Here is a 15,615-nt window from a genome sequence, read left to right as displayed (position 1 = left end):
CTAGATTTCAGCCGGGAAGGCTTTCGTCAAGCTGTGCTGCCACCGTCACGGCCCTTCCGGACTGTCTGGATCACTATTTCTCCTGGCCAGACGCGCGAAAATGGTCGAGGTGCGCAACAGCGCGGTGAAGCGGCTGCGCTTGCCGGCCGGCACGCCGGACCGGGCCTGCATGCGGTAGAGGATAACGGCGATGAACACCGCGTAGACCACGGCACTGAAGACAAACAGCGCGCTTGGCCCGAAATACTGCATCGCCGCCGAGGCCGCGAAAGGGCCGCCAATAGCGCCGAAGGAATAGAACAGCATCAGGGCTGCATTGATCAGCACGAACTCGCCGGCATCCGCGCGATCATTGGAATGCGCCGCCGACAGCGAATAGAGCGGCATGGCGAAACAGCCGAAGATGAAGACGGCGATGAAGTTGAGCAGCGGATTGCTGCCGGCAATGAACACCAGCGCCAGTGCCGAAAGCATCGCGCAGCAAGTCGTCATCAGCAGCACCCGCCGCCGGTCCCAGCGGTCGGAGAGATAACCGAGCGGATACTGGATGATCGCGCCGCCGAAAATGCCGACGCTGACGAAAGTGACGACGTCGGCGACCGACATGCCGATCTGCTCGGCATAGACCGGCGACAAGGTGCGAAACGCGCTGTTGGTGACGCCGACGGCGATGCAGCCGAAGCAGCCAAGCGGCGAAATCCGCCAGACGCGTGCCAGATCGAGCTTGACCTCTTCCGGCGGCGTCGGGTTGGAACGGTCGCCAAGCGAGACCGGCACCAGCGACAGCGTGATCATGATCGACATGATGGCGAAGATGCTGAAGCCGCCGGCACCGAAGACCGGAATCAGGAACTGGGCTGATGTCACCGATCCGGTATCTACCATCCGGTAGATGGCCAGCACACGGGCGCGGTCGCGGTTGGTGACGCCTGAATTCAGCCAGCTTTCGACGATGGTGAACAATCCGGCGAAACAGAAGCCGCCGGCAAAGCGCACCGCGCACCACATCACCGGATCGAGGACCAGTACCAGGAGCAAGGTGCCGACCGAGGCGATCGCCGCCAGCGCCGAGAACGCCCTGATATGGCCGACCGCCTTCATGATGCGGGTGATGGCCAGGCAGCCGAGCAGGAAGCCGGCGAAATAGAAGGTGCCCATAAGACCGATGTCGGACGCCGAAAACCCTTCCTGCGCGCCGCGCAGCGCGATCAGCGTGCTCTGCAGCCCATTGCCGCCGAGCAGGATGCCTGCGGCGAGAAGGAGCGGAATCAGCGGGCGGATGGAGGACATGAAGCGGCGATCACGTATCGGTGATCCCTTCTTGAACCAAAGCGACCGTCAATGCCAGCGGACAATCCTTCGTTCTCGCGAAGGCGACCTGCCTTGGGCAGGCCGCGCCAGCGTCCGGTTGGACGGGTAGGCGAGCCGCCTATGCCTCGTTGGCCCGCGCCAATGCCTCCTCCCGCGTCCCGCTGGAGCCTGCGCTTGCGGAGGTGGCGGAAGAAGATCGCCTGGCGCCAAGCGAGCCGACGGTCAGCAGGCTGAGTATGATGAATGGGATGCCGATGCCGAAGGCCGAGCGGATGCCCCAATGGTCCGAGACGAAGCCAAGCAGCGGCGGGCCGAGCAGGAAGGCAGTGAAGGAGATCTGTGACAATGCCGCTACGTTGATCGCCGCGGGGCGATCGCTTCGCTGAGCGGCGGCCGAGATCGCCAGCGGGAAGATGGCGCTGCTGCCAACGCCCAGAAGCGCGAAGCCGAGCATCGAGACAAATGGCGCGGGCGAGAAGAAGACCAGGAAAACGCCGGCGGCCATCGTCGCCAGGAGGACGCGCGCCACGCCGCTTGGCGAATGGCGGTCGACGAAGCTGTCGGCGAAGAAACGCGTCGTCGCCTGCGAGAATGCAAACAGCGCCACTGTGAAGCCGGCGACAAAGGGGCCGGATTCGAACACGGCGCGCATGTAGATTGCCGACCAGTCGATGCTGGCGCCTTCCAGCAGCATCGCCGAAAGCGTCACCGCGACGAGAACGAGAATCGGCAATGTCGGACGGGCGAACATGGGCGCCTTGTCACTGGTAACGGCGAAGCGGGCAGGGGCCGGCTCGTAGCCGCCGAGAAAAATCGCCATCGAGATAGCCACTATGGGCACGACCAGCGCCAGATGGAGTTGCGGCGACAGGCCAAGATGCGCCATCGCGCCGCCGAACAGTCCGGCACCGAAGAAGCCCGCGCTCCAGAACGAATGAGCGCGGTTCATGATCCGGCGTTTGAGTTGGAATTCCGTCCTGTCGGCTTCGACATTCAGGATGATTTCGACGCTGCCGATCATCAGGCCGATGGGAAACAGCATCAGGAACAGTGCGACGGGTTCCGGCGCATGTACGGCGATGGCGTAGAGAAGCGCCAGCAGCGGAACCAGCGTGAGCAGCGCGCGGCGAAAGCCGATGCGCTCCAGGAGGGGCGTGGCCAGCGTCAGTGCGGTCAGGGTGCCGATCGGCGTCCCGATCAGGCTGAGCCCCAGCGTGCCGTCCGCGATGCCCATGGCATGCTTGATGTCGGGCAGCCGCGGGAAGATGTTGCCCATGGCGAACGAATAGGTCGCAAACCCGGCATAGACCCGGTGTTGAGGGGCAAGGTTGAGGCCGAAGTTCATCGCGGTGCTTTCAATGAAAAACGGGCGGCTGCCTTGTCCAGCAGCCAGACATGTCGACTTCTTGCATAAACGTGCAAAACATGCAAGAACGTGCAGGGCAAGAAAACAGGGTTCGGCAATGCTCACCGATCAACGGCACCAGCTCATCCGTGACCGCCTTGCGGCGGAGGGGAGTGTCCTGGCCGGCGAACTGGCAAGCCGCTTCGGTGTTTCGGAAGACACCGTACGCCGCGACCTGAGGGAGCTGGCTAAGGCCGGCGAATGCCGTCGCGTTTACGGCGGCGCGGTCGCTTCCGCGCCCCTTGCAGCGGCAACGATCAGCCAGCGAGGCGGCCATGCGATCGAGGAGAAGGCGCGTCTGGCAAATGCGGCGGTGGCGTTGCTCTCCGCTGGACAAAGCCTGTTCATGGATGGCGGCACGACCAATGAGGCGATCGCCAGGGCCATCCCGCGCGACATCGAGCTGACCGTAGCCACCAATTCGCTTGGCGTCGCCTCGGTCCTGTCGGATCACCCCTTGGTCGAACTGATCGTGCTCGGCGGCAGGTATGTCCGCGACCTTGGCACCTGTGTCGGCGCCGATACGCTGGCGGCCGTGGCGCAGCTTGGCGCCGACCTGTTTTTCCTGGGATCCTGCGGCCTTGATGCCACGCGAGGCGTGACCGCCTTCGATTCGGCCGAGGCCGAGGTGAAGCGGGCCATGGCGGGGAACAGCGCCGGCATCCTCATCGCCGTCACCAATGACAAGCTGGCCACCACGGCGCCCTACCGCGTCGCTGCCGCCGGGATGATCAGCCATCTCGTCGTCGAGAAGACCGCGCCCGCTGCCATCCTTGCCGATTTCGAACGTCAGGGCGCCCAAATCCACTTCGCGTGAACGGTCGAAGCCGCGAGCCTGTATGACCGCTTGCCTTGACAAATCCGGCCTCCCATGCGCTTTTCGCGCAAATTTTGAGGCCGGGCCGCAATGCTTCGGTCTGCCACCCAGCACCCCGGACTTTATCCATGACAATGCATCGTTACCGCAGCCATACCTGTGCCCAGTTGAGAAAGAGCGACGTCGGCAATTCCGTCCGGCTGTCGGGCTGGGTGCATCGCGTGCGCGACCATGGCGGCCTGCTCTTCATCGACCTGCGCGACCACTACGGCCTGACCCAGATCGTCGCCGATCCCGATTCGCCTGCCTTCAAGGTCGCCGAGACCGTACGCGGCGAATGGGTGATCCGCGTCGACGGCGAGGTCAAGGCGCGCTTGCCCGAGACCACCAACGCCAATTTGCCGACCGGCGAGATCGAGATTTTCGCCCGCGAGATCGAGGTGCTGTCGGCGGCCAAGGAACTGCCGCTCCCCGTTTTCGGCGAGCCGGACTATCCTGAGGACATCCGCCTGAAATACCGCTTCCTCGATCTGCGCCGCGAGACGTTGCATCGGAACATCGTGGCGCGCACGAAAATCATCGCAGAGATGCGCAAGCGCATGGGCGAGGTCGGCTTCACCGAATTCTCGACGCCGATCCTGACCGCCTCGTCGCCGGAAGGTGCGCGCGACTTCCTGGTGCCGTCGCGCATCCATCCCGGCACTTTCTACGCGCTGCCGCAGGCGCCGCAGCAGTACAAGCAGTTGATCATGGTGTCGGGCTTCGACCGCTATTTCCAGATCGCGCCCTGCTTCCGCGACGAGGATCCGCGCGCCGACCGTCTGCCCGGCGAATTCTACCAGCTCGACCTCGAAATGAGCTTCGTCGAGCAGGACGACGTGCTGTCGACCATGGAACCTGTGATGCGCGGCGTCTTCGAGACCTTCGCCAACGGCAAGCCGGTGACGCAGAAGTTCCAGCGCATCCCTTATGATGTCGCCATGCGCAAATACGGTTCCGACAAGCCCGATTTGCGCAACCCGATCGAGATGCAGGCCGTCTCCGATCATTTCCGCGATTCCGGCTTCAAGGTATTCGCCAACATCCTGGCCAACGACCCGAAGGCAGAGGTTTGGGGCATTCCCGCCAAGACCGGCGGCAGCCGCGCCTTCTGCGACCGCATGAACTCCTGGGCGCAAGGCGAGGGCCAGCCGGGGCTGGGCTACATCTTCTGGCGCAAGGAGGGCGACAAGCTCGAAGGCGCCGGCCCGCTCGCCAAGAACATCGGCGAGGAACGCACGGAAGCGATCCGCCTGCAGCTCGGCCTTGCCGACGGCGACGCCGCCTTCTTCGTCGCCGGCGATCCGAAGAAGTTCGTTTCTTTCGCGGGCGCTGCGCGCACCCGTGCCGGCGAGGAACTCAATCTTGTCGATCGCGAACGCTTCGAATTGTGCTGGATCGTCGACTTCCCGTTCTTCGAATGGAATGAGGAGGAGAAGAAGATCGACTTCGCCCACAATCCGTTCTCCATGCCGCAAGGTGGCATCGATGCGCTCAACGGCGAGGACCTGCTCGGCATCAAGGCGTTCCAGTACGACATGGTCTGCAACGGTTTCGAGATCGCCAGCGGCGGTATCCGCAACCATTTGCCCGAAACCATGGTCAAGGCGTTCGAGACGGTCGGGTTGGACCGCGCCACGGTCGAGGAACGCTTTGGCGGCCTCTATCGCGCCTTCCAGTATGGCGCGCCGCCGCATGGCGGCATGGCGGCCGGTGTCGATCGCGTCGTCATGCTCCTGGTCGGTGCCAAGAACCTGCGCGAAATCACCATGTTCCCGATGAACCAGCAGGCCTATGATTTGTTGATGAACGCGCCGTCGGAAGCCTCTCCGCAGCAGCTTCGCGAACTGGCGCTACGCGTCGCGCCGACCAAGAAGGACTGACGGCAGCGTTGCGACTGCCGTTTCTCCCCGTCTCTATACGGGGAGAAATGTCCGGCAGGACAATGAGGGGCAGCGCGGACGCAGGCGATTGGCGAACGGCCTCAGCAGTTGACGCCTTCTGACAGGCAATCGGATCGGGCGTCGAATTGCAGTTGGCAGGGGGCGGCGCTGCCCCTCATCTGCCTGCCGGCACCTTCTCCCCGTATAATGACGGGGAGAAGGTAGCTAACTCCAATCAGTCCTCGTTCGCCTTGACGCTGACGCCGAGCGTCTTCGGCAGGTCGAGCGGGTTGGACATGGCGCCCGCCATGATCAGCGCGAAGGGCACCGATGCCGGCGGCTCGGCCGAGATTTCGAGGCTCTTCGGATCGTCGAGGTATTTGCTGACCGCCGCGGTCACCTGAGCCGTCAGTTCCGGATTGTTGAGCTGCGCCATGCCGAACGGCACGATCGCCTTGGCCTGGTTGGCGATGTCCTTGGCCGACATGCCCTGCTGCTTGCCGACATAGTCCAGCACCTTGCCGGTCAGCGAATCGTCGTCGAAGCGGATCGAGGCGCTGTTGAACGAAAGCTGCTGCAACAGGCCGAGCATGGCCATGCCTTGCGCTGAATTGTCGGCGCCTTCCGGCTGCGCGGCCATCTTCTTCTGCATTTCCTGCAGCGATTTGATGAAGTCGATCGTGTAGCCGCCAAGGTCGAAGGTCATGCCGAGCGTGCCGGCGTTCTCGACGGAGATGTCGTATTTCGACAGTTCCATCTTGCCGTCCGATGGCTGCCAGGTGCCGGCCATCTCGAGATTGCCCGAGATGTTCTGGTAGCCGAGCGCGTTGATGACCTCCTTGGACTTGGGATCGTCGACCAGCGAGAGATCGGCCGTGAACTTCTCGGTATTGGCGGTGAATTCCATCGCCTTGCCGTCGGCGGGCGGCGTGATCTCGATGGCAAGGCCGTCCATCGAGAAGGCGGTCTTGTCGGCGACCTTGACCGTCATGTTCGACAGTTCGGCGGATTTGTACATCATCAGCGAACCAAGCGGGCTGGTGGAGCCGTCGGCCGGTACCGTCATGTCGTGGATGACGAAGGGACTGAGATCGAGGGTGACGCCGTCCTTGCTGTGTTCGAAGGCCGAGGTCGACACGGTGCCGATATCATAGCCGCCATTGGCTTCGGTGACGTTCTCGAGCTTGACGTCGCCGATCGCCAGCGCTTCCTTTTCCGCGGCCGGTTTCACCGACACGCCCTGCAGCACCATGCTGGTGTTGTCGCCGGTCACGCCGGTCCAGGAGATGTCGACACCCTGTGCGGAGAGTGCTGCCTTCAGCCGGTCCGCGACCGCGGCATCCTGGGCAAGGGCCGCATTCAGCGGCAGTGTGAGCAAGAAGGTCGAAAGAGCGAATTTCCGGATAGTTGAGCGTTTGATTGTCATCGCAAGGTCCCTGAGAGTGTCCTGAAATTGTTTTTCAATTCTTTGCGCCATCACCATTCCGTGACGAACTGGACGGGAAAAAGGCGTGTTCCGGCACAATGGTCGAAAATCGCGGTGAAAGGCAAACCCGATCCGAGCGCTATTGGAGAATGCAGTGAATTTGGCATGAAGGTCGGGCCGCCAGCGTGCTTCGCAATAGATGCGGCATGTAACAGATTGATGTTGGACGGCAAGCTCGACCGTGCGGGTTCCTGTTGCAGAAACGAGCGCAAATCGATTGGTCGGGTGCGCGCCTCTTGCCGCGAATCACCCGCTCGGCTAGTCCCAGCCCATGGGAAAAAGGCTTTTGCCGCCTGACAATGGCGGTGGCGATCATATAGAACCGGTCGATCTGAAGAAGGCGCTGGAAGAGCGTTATCTGGCCTATGCGCTGTCGACCATCATGCACCGGGCGCTGCCGGACGTGCGTGACGGGCTGAAGCCGGTCCATCGCCGCATCATGCACGCCATGCGCCTGCTGCGCCTCAATCCCGACCAGGGTTTTGCCAAATGCGCCCGGATCGTCGGCGAGGTGATGGGCAAGTTCCACCCGCATGGCGACCAGTCGATCTATGACGCGCTGGTGCGGCTGGCGCAGGATTTTTCGATGCGCTACCCCCTGGTCGACGGCCAGGGCAATTTCGGCAACATCGACGGCGATAACGCGGCCGCCATGCGCTACACCGAAGCGCGCATGACCGACGTGGCGACCGAATTGCTTGCCGGCATCACCGAGGACGCGGTCGACTATCGGCCGACCTACAATGAAGAGGACGAGGAGCCGGTCGTGCTCCCCGGTGCCTTCCCCAATCTCTTGGCCAACGGCTCGTCCGGCATCGCGGTCGGCATGGCGACGTCGATCCCGCCGCACAACGCGGCCGAGCTTTGCGACGCCGCGCTGCACCTGATCGAGCATCGCGATGCGCCGGTGGCGAAGCTGATGGATTTCGTCCAGGGCCCGGATTTCCCGACCGGCGGCATCATCGTCGACAGCCGCGCTTCCATCCTCGAAGCCTACGAGACCGGCCGCGGCGGCTTTCGCGTGCGGTCGAAGTGGAGCCAGGAAGACCAGGGCAGGGGCACCTGGAGCATCGTCGTCACCGAAATCCCCTATGGCGTGCAGAAGGCCCGGCTGATCGAGAAGATCGCCGAGCTGTTGATGGCCCGCAAGCTGCCGCTGCTCGAGGATATCAGGGACGAAAGCGCCGAGGACATCCGCGTCGTGCTGGTGCCCAAGAGCCGTTCCGTCGACCCAGGCATCCTGATGGAATCGCTGTTCAAGCTGACCGAGCTCGAAAGCCGTTTCCCGCTCAACATGAATGTGCTGTCGCGCGGCAAGGTGCCCAATGTGCTCTCGCTGAAAGGCGTGCTGCAGGAATGGCTGGATCACCGCCGCGACGTCCTCATCCGTCGCTCGAAACATCGCCTCGGCGAGATCGAGAGGCGGTTGGAAATCCTCGCCGGCTACCTGATCGCCTATCTCAACATCGATGAGGTGATCAAGATCATCCGCGAGGAGGATGAGCCCAAACAGGTCATGATGGCCCGCTGGTCGCTCACCGACACCCAGGCCGAAGCGATCCTCAACATGCGGCTGCGCGCTTTGCGCAAGCTTGAGGAATTCGAGATCCGCAAGGAATTCGATGGGCTGACCGCCGAGAAGAAGCAGATCGAGGCGCTGCTGGCGTCCGACGCCAAGCAGTGGTCGACGATCAAGTGGGAAGTCACCCAGGTTCGCGACAAATTCGGCCCGGAGACCGAGCTCGGCAAGCGCCGCACCCAGTTCGCCGATGCGCCAGAGCACGACCTGACCGACATCGCCCACGCCATGATCGAGCGCGAGCCGGTCACCGTGGTGGTTTCGGAAAAGGGCTGGCTGCGGGCGATGAAGGGGCATCTGGCCGATCTCTCGACGCTGACCTTCAAGGAGGGCGACAGCCTCAAGCTCGCCTTCCATGCCCAGACGACCGACAAGGTGCTGGTCTTCACCACCGGCGGCAAGTTCTACACGATCGGCGCCGACCGGCTGCCGGGCGGCCGTGGCCATGGCGAGCCGATCCGCATCATCGTCGACATGGACAATGACCAGGACATCGTCACCGCCTTCGTCCACGATCCCAAACGCAAGCTGCTGCTCGCCTCGTTCGACGCCAACGGCTTCATCGTTCCGGAGGAAGAGGTGGTCGCCAACACCCGCAAGGGCAAGCAGGTGATGAACGTCAAGGCCCCCGACGAAGCCAAGCGCTGCGTGCCGGTCGTCGGCGATCATCTCGCTATCGTCGGCGAGAACCGCAAGATGCTGGTGTTCGCGCTCTCGGAAATTCCGGAGATGGGCCGCGGCAAGGGTGTGCGGCTGCAGAAATACAAGGACGGCGGCCTTCTCGACCTCAAGCCGTTCTCGATGGAGACCGGTCTTTCCTGGCAGGATTCAGCCGACCGTACTTTCACCCGGTCGCGCGAGGAACTGGCCGAGTGGATCGGCGCGAGGGCATCGGCAGGGCGTATGGTGCCGAAAGGTTTCCCGAGGACTGGGAAGTTCGGTTGAAGCTGCCGATCCCTCGTGGGGGAGATTGGCAGCTTCACCAACACCGTTTGGACTATCGTCACGATTGCTGCACTATATCGGCGCATAACTGACCGGATGGTCGGGGAGAACAGCGCGTTTGAAGGAAGCAAAGATCCAGAAACCGGAACGGCAGCAGCGCCTGTTCGGGCTGTCGACGCCGCTCCGTTCGGCTGTCATCCCGCCGCTGTCGGCGGCGCGCTGGTTGTTGGTGCTGATCGTCGCCGCCGGCGTCTATTTCTTCCACGGTTTCCTGTTCCCGGTGCTGGCGGCGCTCGTCATCGCCTTCGCCAGCTGGCCGCTCTACCGTCGCCTGCTGGTCGGCGTTGGCGGCAACCGCACCATCGCCGCCACATTTGCCATCCTGTTCATCCTCGCCTTCCTGGTCATACCGATCGCGCTCGCCGGCACCTATGCCATCAACGAGGTGCGCGAATGGGTCGGCTGGGCGATCGAGACCAACCGCCACGGTGCGGTGACGCCGCACTGGATCGCCACCATGCCTGTCGTGGGTGAGTGGCTCAACGAGCAGTGGACGACCAATCTCGGCCATCCCGGCGGCATCGGCGAACTGATCCAGCTGGTCAGCGGCGCGAATATCGGCAGCATCTACCGAGGCGCGCTCGCCGCCGGCGGCAGCGCTTTCAGCCTCTTTCTGACGCTGCTGTTCATGATGATCGCCCTGTTTTTCGCCTATCGTGATGGCGAGAATTTCGCCGGCCAGATCGACCGCCTCGGCGAACGCATCCTGCCGACCCGCTGGGAGCGGATCTCGCGCGTCGTGCCGGCGACCATTTCCTCGACCGTGACCGGCATGACCGTGATTGCCATCGGCGAGGGCCTGGTGCTGGGTGTCGCCTACTGGCTGGCCGGGGTGCCGTCACCTGTGACGCTGGGCGCGCTGACCGGCGTGATGGCGCTCATCCCCGGCGGGGCGCCGCTGTCCTTCACGCTGGTGTCGATCTACCTCGCGGCCAGCGGCTCGCCGATGGCCGGCCTGGCGCTGTTCATATGGGGGACGGTCGAGCTGTTCATCGTCGACAAGACCTTGCGTCCGAAGCTCGTCGGCGGACCGATAAAACTGCCCTTCCTGCCGACCTTTTTCGGCCTGATCGGCGGCGTCAAGACCATGGGTTTTCTCGGCCTGTTCATCGGTCCGGTGCTGATGGCGCTGCTGGTCGCGATCTGGCGCGAGTGGCTGCGCGAGGTGGAACTGGCCGATGAGACGGCGGCCGGATCGGTCGCCGAGATCGAGGCCGGTCGGCGGATCGAGGTCCTGCCCGAACCAGGCGCCGCGAAGAAGGCCAGCGCCTGACCTCGAACCCTACGCCGGATGATGCACCGCAAGGTCGCCGCGACGCTTGCGTCCATCATGCAGCTGCCAGAGCGAATGGGCGACCAGCGTGACGATCAGGATGCCACCGCCGATCAGGCTGTTGCGTGTCGGCGTCTCGGCGAAGATCATCCACACCCAGATCGGCGCGAGCACTGTTTCGAGAAGGTAGAACATCGCCACTTCCGGTCCTGAAATATACTTCGGCCCGGCGGCGAGGCAGAAGAACGAGATCGGCATGATGACGGCGCCGTTGAAGATGATCCACCATGGCGCGTTCACGTGGAAGCCTTCGCCCGTCACCATGAAGGCGGCCAGCCCAAGCGGCAGAAGGACGCCGATGAGCGAGGTGAATCCCATATCCTTTCCGCTGGCGCGCGAGATGGTGATGGCGACCGCGATGAAGAAGGCCGAGCAGAGCGCCATGAAATCGCCGAACAGCTTGCCGGTGCCGACCGAACCGCCGACGATGACCAGCACGCCGAGGATCATCACCAGCATGGCCACGATGGTCACCGTCCGCGGTTTTTCCCGCAGGAATATCCACGACAGAAGCGCCGCGAACACGGTGTTGAAGGCGAGGATGAACACCAGATCGGCGGTCGAGGTGTGGAAGACCGCGGTGACGAAGGTGATCGAGGTCAGCCCATAGCATATCGCCACGATCAGCCCGTCCCAACCGGGGATGAGCGGCGGTGCATTGCGGCTCAGCGCGCGCCAGACCGACCAGATGATCATCGCGGCGATGAAAGTGGTTCCGGTGCGCAGCAAAAGGATCGTCCACGCGCCGCCATCCGCAAGGCGGATCAACGGTATGTCGACAGTCAGTATCAGTCCGCCGATGGCGGTTATCAAAAGGCCCTTCTGGTGATCGTGGTGAGAGGACATGCAGGAACTTTCGCAATTGAATTGCAGGCGGTGGCCGATCGGCGCAAGCGCGCACTCTCTCCAACCGAGCGGCTGAAAGACCAGCATCCCCTGCCTTGAAACAGTTTAAGCGTGGATCGTGGGAAAACTCAGCGTCAGACCGCTTCGTTTGTATAGCGCTCCCAGCCTTTCGGGCCGAGATGCTCCTGCGGCATGAAGCGCATCTTATAGTTCATCTTGCGCGAACCATTGACCCAGTAGCCAAGGTAGACATGGGGCAGTCCCATCGCCTTGGCACGGGCGATATGGTCGAGGATCATGAACGTACCGAGTGAGCGGCTTTCGAAATCGGGATTGAAATAGGAATAGACCATCGACAGGCCGTCGGCCATCTTGTCGGTGAGCGCCACCGCGATGAGTTCGCCCTGACCCTTGCCGGTGATGAAGGTATCGGGCCCGCGCCGCCGGTATTCGATCACCTTGGTGTCGACATGCGTATCCTCGACCATCATGGCGTAGTCGAGCACCGTCATGTCGGACATGCCGCCGCGGCGGTGGCGGGCATCGAGATAGCCGCGAAACAGCGAATATTGTTCGGTCGAGGGCTCGGCATTGTGCATGGCGCCGACGAGATCGGAATTGTGCTGCAGCACGCGCTTCATGTTGCGGCTGGCGGTGAACTCCTGGGCCAGGATGCGCACGGATACACAGGCGCGGCAGGTCTCGCAGGCTGGCCTGTAGGCGATGTTCTGCGAGCGCCGGAAGCCGCCTTGCGTAAGCAGGTCGTTCATTTCCGAGGCCTTGTCCCCGACCAGATGTGTGAACACCTTCCGCTCGAACTGGCCGTCGAGGTAGGGGCACGGCGACGGCGCGGTCAGGAAGAACTGCGGCGACTGGGTCGGATGCTGCGTCATCGAGCCTTGGAAACACTCCTTCGAATCGCTCTACCTTTGGCTCGGGCGGCGAAAAATTCAACAGGATTGTGAAGGTGTGGTTGCCTGAACACCTTCACATTTGCGCTCAAGGGGCTGCGACTTCTCTTGAGGGCCGGTTTTTAGCGGCCGGTGCGGCTGACCACGGTGCCGAGCAAAAGATCGTGCAGCGTGCGCTTGCGGTCCGAGAATAGCGTCACCAGCAGGACCAGCGGCGACAGGATGACGTTGCCGGCCCAGAACAATACGGAATGGACGACCGCGGTGAGGCCGTCGATCGGCCTGCCGTCGAGACGATCGAGGCGGATGCCCATCATCTTCATGCCCGTGGTGGCCTGGTCGGCGCTGCCCAGCGTGTTCCAGATGTAGAGGATGGCGACTGCCGGCACCAGGACGCCGAACAGCATCCAGCCAAGACCGAGGGTCAAAAGCCCGAGGAAGAACACCAGGATGGCGAACGGAATGGTGAGCAGGGCAACCATGATATAGTCGAGCACGAAGGCCAGGATGCGCCTTGTGCGCACGCCTTCATAAGCCCTGACATCGTCGAGCCGGGTGTTGATGATTTCGCCGTCGAGAACGCGAGCGTTCATGTCATTTCCTCGTAACAGGGTCCGACATAGGGTGCGGACCGCTCGATGATGAAATGGTGAAGGCTCGCCGCGGAATCAAGATCGGGCCTTTCGCCGGCTCGCACGGCGGAGCCAGACGGCCGACAGTCCGAATCGGTTGAATTCGCGGCTCGGATGGCGTTAGCTTGTTGCGGCGCAACAAAATGGGCGCCGAGGGGCAGGGACGGGGACATATGGATTACGACATGCTGGTCATCGGCAGCGGCCCCTCGGGTCGCCGCGCGGCGGTGCAATCGGCCAAACTCGGCAAATCGGTGCTGGTGGTCGACCGCGGCCGGCGTCTTGGCGGCGTCTCGGTGCACACCGGCACCATTCCCTCGAAAACGCTGCGCGAAACGGTGCTCAATCTCTCGGGCTGGCGCGAGCGCGGCTTCTATGGACGCGGCTACCGGGTCAAGCAGGACATCTCGGTCGGCGACCTGATCGAGCGCCTGCACAAGACGCTCGACCACGAGGTCGAGGTGCTGCAACACCAGTTCATGCGCAACACGGTCAAAAGTGCGCGCGCGGCGGTAAAATTTCTCGGCCCCAACAAGGTCAGCCTGACATCGGACAATGGCGATTACAGCGAAGTCGGCTTCGCCAATGCGCTGATCGCCGTCGGCACCAGGCCGCATCGGCCGCGCGACGTGCCCTTCGACAAGACCCGTGTCTTCGACAGCGACGAGATGCTCGAACTCGACCGGCTGCCGCGCACGCTGACGGTGATCGGCGCCGGCGTCATCGGCGTCGAATACGCCACGATCTTTTCCGCGCTCGACGTACCGGTGACGCTGGTCGAGCCACGCAACTCCATCCTCGATTTCGTCGACCGGGAGATCGTCGACGATTTCATCCACCAGATGCGCGACCGTGGCATGACGATAAGGCTGGGCAGCGCGGTCAAGGAAATACGCTCCAAGCCGGAAGCCGCCGAGGTGGAACTGGCCGACGGCCGTACCATTCGTTCGGAGGTTCTGCTCTACGCCGCTGGCCGCACAGGCAATGTCGGCAGCCTTGGCCTCGACGTGGTCGGTATCGAGGCCGACTCCAGGGGCCGTATCAAGGTCGATCCGCGGACCTTCCAGACCAGCGTGCCCAATATCTACGCCGCCGGCGACGTCATCGGCTTTCCGAGCCTTGCCTCCACCTCGATGGAGCAGGGCAGGGTGGCTGCCTGTCATGCCTTCGGCGTGTCATTGCCGCCGCCGCCCGAGACGTTCCCCTATGGCATCTACGCGGTGCCGGAGATTTCCACCGTCGGCCAGTCCGAGGAGCAGGTGCGCGAGAGCGGCGCCGCCTATGAGGTCGGCGTCGCGCGCTTTCGCGAGACATCGCGCGGCCACATCATGGGCGTCAACACCGGCTTCCTGAAGCTGTTGTTCTCGATCGAGACGCGGCGCCTGCTCGGCGCGCACATCGTCGGCGAGGGCGCCACCGAACTCATTCACATCGGCCAGGCGGTGATCAATCTCGGCGGCACGGTCGACTTCTTCGTCAACAACACCTTCAACTACCCAACGCTGGCCGAGGCCTACAAGATCGCCGGGCTGGATGCCTGGAACCGGATGGGGAGGGGGTAGGCTCCCGCCATCTGGGCGAGCAAAGCCAGCATCACGTCGGCTGATGGCATCGGCAGCACCGCCTGCCCTGATTGCCTATCGTGATGGCGCGCGCGTCCACGCCGATCCCGGCAGCCATCGCCCGACGATCGCGGCGTCCGGCTCGCCGATTTCGTGGCCCGATGGAACAATCCGGGCGTCGATCTCGGTGCCGTGCCGGCTGAGCAGCGTCACCAGCGCCGGCGCGAAAGACCCGTAGGTCTCGTCGGCGGCTCCGGCAATGATCAGCGTTCGTGTTCCCGCAAGGTCCGTCGCCGGGACCTCGTCGAGCACGGGCATCGGCCTCAACAGCGCAGCGCTGCGGACGATGCCGGGATGGAGCAGCATCAGGCTCGAAACCAGATTGGCGCCGTTCGAATAACCAAGGAATGTCGCGTGATCGAGATCAAGCCCATGGCGCGCGACGGCTTCGTTTGCGAAGGCCGCGAAGGCGGTGGTTTCGACATGGATGCTTTCCTGGTCGAAAGTGGTCGGCGTGATTCGCTCGAACCAGCGAAAACCGTCCTCCTGGGGGACACGGCCACGCACCGCGATCAGGACGGCATCGGGCGCCAAGCGTCTCGCCAGCGCCACCATGCTTGTCTCGCCGACGCCCGATCCATGCAGCAGGAACAGGCATTCACGGCTCTTTTCGCCGGGGCGGAGGAGGCGATACGGAAAGGTCAGATCCAGCGTTAGCGGGCCGCTTTCGACATTGTCGCCGGTCATCTCGCATCCCTTTGATTATATGAGGTTCCGCTCAATTTGCCGGCTTCAAAACGCAATAT

General features: G+C 63.1%; 12 protein-coding genes. 5 read left to right on the top strand and 7 right to left on the bottom strand.

The features are described from left to right. Window positions 1-45: 45 nt before the first annotated feature. Both EN851_RS08285 and EN851_RS08280 read right to left on the bottom strand, forming a co-directional pair. Complete coding sequence (locus EN851_RS08285) at window positions 46-1,290, bottom strand: MFS transporter (RefSeq protein WP_135928959.1); 1,245 nt, start codon at window positions 1,288-1,290, stop codon at window positions 46-48. A 139-nt stretch (window positions 1,291-1,429) separates the two neighbouring features. After that, the gene (locus EN851_RS08280; protein ID WP_135928958.1) at window positions 1,430-2,656 is read right to left on the bottom strand and encodes an MFS transporter; all 1,227 of its coding nucleotides are present in this window, start codon (window positions 2,654-2,656) and stop codon (window positions 1,430-1,432) included. Between the two features lie 118 nt (window positions 2,657-2,774). On the opposite strand from EN851_RS08280, the gene EN851_RS08275 reads away from it, so the two are divergent. Further along, complete coding sequence (locus tag EN851_RS08275) at window positions 2,775-3,533, top strand: DeoR/GlpR family DNA-binding transcription regulator (protein ID WP_135928957.1); 759 nt, start codon at window positions 2,775-2,777, stop codon at window positions 3,531-3,533. A gap of 134 nt (window positions 3,534-3,667) precedes the next feature. Continuing rightward, window positions 3,668-5,455 carry an aspartate--tRNA ligase gene (gene aspS, locus EN851_RS08270; RefSeq protein WP_189521822.1) on the top strand — a complete coding sequence of 596 codons (1,788 nt, stop codon included), beginning with the start codon at window positions 3,668-3,670 and terminating at the stop codon, window positions 5,453-5,455. A gap of 235 nt (window positions 5,456-5,690) precedes the next feature. Here the strand turns inward: aspS and EN851_RS08265 are convergent, their stop codons facing one another. Continuing rightward, window positions 5,691-6,881 (bottom strand): hypothetical protein, encoded by a 1,191-nt coding sequence (locus tag EN851_RS08265; protein ID WP_135928956.1) that lies wholly within the window; start codon window positions 6,879-6,881, stop codon window positions 5,691-5,693. A 331-nt stretch (window positions 6,882-7,212) separates the two neighbouring features. Here EN851_RS08265 and parC point away from each other — a divergent pair, with 331 nt between their 5' ends. Continuing rightward, window positions 7,213-9,465, top strand: coding sequence for a DNA topoisomerase IV subunit A (gene parC, locus EN851_RS08260; protein ID WP_135915420.1), 2,253 nt, complete (start codon window positions 7,213-7,215; stop codon window positions 9,463-9,465). 118 nt (window positions 9,466-9,583) lie between these two features. After that, window positions 9,584-10,798, top strand: coding sequence for an AI-2E family transporter (locus EN851_RS08255; RefSeq protein ID WP_127280409.1), 1,215 nt, complete (start codon window positions 9,584-9,586; stop codon window positions 10,796-10,798). Between the two features lie 9 nt (window positions 10,799-10,807). Here EN851_RS08255 and EN851_RS08250 read toward each other — a convergent pair whose 3' ends face one another. The 3 genes from EN851_RS08250 to EN851_RS08240 form a co-directional block, all read right to left on the bottom strand. After that, the gene (locus EN851_RS08250; protein WP_127280408.1) at window positions 10,808-11,704 is read right to left on the bottom strand and encodes a DMT family transporter; all 897 of its coding nucleotides are present in this window, start codon (window positions 11,702-11,704) and stop codon (window positions 10,808-10,810) included. A gap of 134 nt (window positions 11,705-11,838) precedes the next feature. Next, window positions 11,839-12,597: an arginyltransferase gene (locus tag EN851_RS08245; protein WP_015318275.1), complete on the bottom strand. Its 759-nt coding sequence runs from the start codon at window positions 12,595-12,597 to the stop codon at window positions 11,839-11,841. 140 nt (window positions 12,598-12,737) lie between these two features. After that, a complete protein-coding gene (locus tag EN851_RS08240) occupies window positions 12,738-13,208 on the bottom strand; it encodes an RDD family protein (RefSeq protein ID WP_127280407.1) in 471 nt (156 codons plus the stop codon). Between the two features lie 212 nt (window positions 13,209-13,420). Here EN851_RS08240 and sthA point away from each other — a divergent pair, with 212 nt between their 5' ends. Next, on the top strand, window positions 13,421-14,809 hold the full coding sequence (gene sthA, locus EN851_RS08235) for a Si-specific NAD(P)(+) transhydrogenase (RefSeq protein WP_135928955.1): 1,389 nt from the start codon (window positions 13,421-13,423) through the stop codon (window positions 14,807-14,809). A gap of 75 nt (window positions 14,810-14,884) precedes the next feature. Here sthA and EN851_RS08230 read toward each other — a convergent pair whose 3' ends face one another. Continuing rightward, window positions 14,885-15,556, bottom strand: a complete 672-nt coding sequence (locus tag EN851_RS08230) for an alpha/beta hydrolase (protein WP_127869648.1) — start codon at window positions 15,554-15,556, stop codon at window positions 14,885-14,887. Window positions 15,557-15,615 lie beyond the last annotated feature (59 nt).

This window comes from Mesorhizobium sp. M8A.F.Ca.ET.208.01.1.1 (genome assembly GCF_004791315.1).
In the GTDB taxonomy this organism is placed as follows: domain Bacteria; phylum Pseudomonadota; class Alphaproteobacteria; order Rhizobiales; family Rhizobiaceae; genus Mesorhizobium.
Note: the sequence above shows the minus strand (reverse complement) of the source record. Positions and strands in the feature narration are given on the sequence as shown.

Bases quoted from the DNA above. Each gene is read 5' to 3' on its own strand.
- EN851_RS08285 (WP_135928959.1), bottom strand. From the start codon at position 1,290: ATGTCCTCCATCCGCCCGCTGATTCCGCTCCTTCTCGCCGCAGGCATC.
- EN851_RS08280 (WP_135928958.1), bottom strand. From the start codon at position 2,656: ATGAACTTCGGCCTCAACCTTGCCCCTCAACACCGGGTCTATGCCGGG.
- EN851_RS08275 (WP_135928957.1), top strand. From the start codon at position 2,775: ATGCTCACCGATCAACGGCACCAGCTCATCCGTGACCGCCTTGCGGCG.
- aspS (WP_189521822.1), top strand. From the start codon at position 3,668: ATGCATCGTTACCGCAGCCATACCTGTGCCCAGTTGAGAAAGAGCGAC.
- EN851_RS08265 (WP_135928956.1), bottom strand. From the start codon at position 6,881: ATGACAATCAAACGCTCAACTATCCGGAAATTCGCTCTTTCGACCTTC.
- parC (WP_135915420.1), top strand. From the start codon at position 7,213: ATGGGAAAAAGGCTTTTGCCGCCTGACAATGGCGGTGGCGATCATATA.
- EN851_RS08250 (WP_127280408.1), bottom strand. From the start codon at position 11,704: ATGTCCTCTCACCACGATCACCAGAAGGGCCTTTTGATAACCGCCATC.
- EN851_RS08245 (WP_015318275.1), bottom strand. From the start codon at position 12,597: ATGACGCAGCATCCGACCCAGTCGCCGCAGTTCTTCCTGACCGCGCCG.
- EN851_RS08240 (WP_127280407.1), bottom strand. From the start codon at position 13,208: ATGAACGCTCGCGTTCTCGACGGCGAAATCATCAACACCCGGCTCGAC.
- sthA (WP_135928955.1), top strand. From the start codon at position 13,421: ATGGATTACGACATGCTGGTCATCGGCAGCGGCCCCTCGGGTCGCCGC.
- EN851_RS08230 (WP_127869648.1), bottom strand. From the start codon at position 15,556: ATGACCGGCGACAATGTCGAAAGCGGCCCGCTAACGCTGGATCTGACC.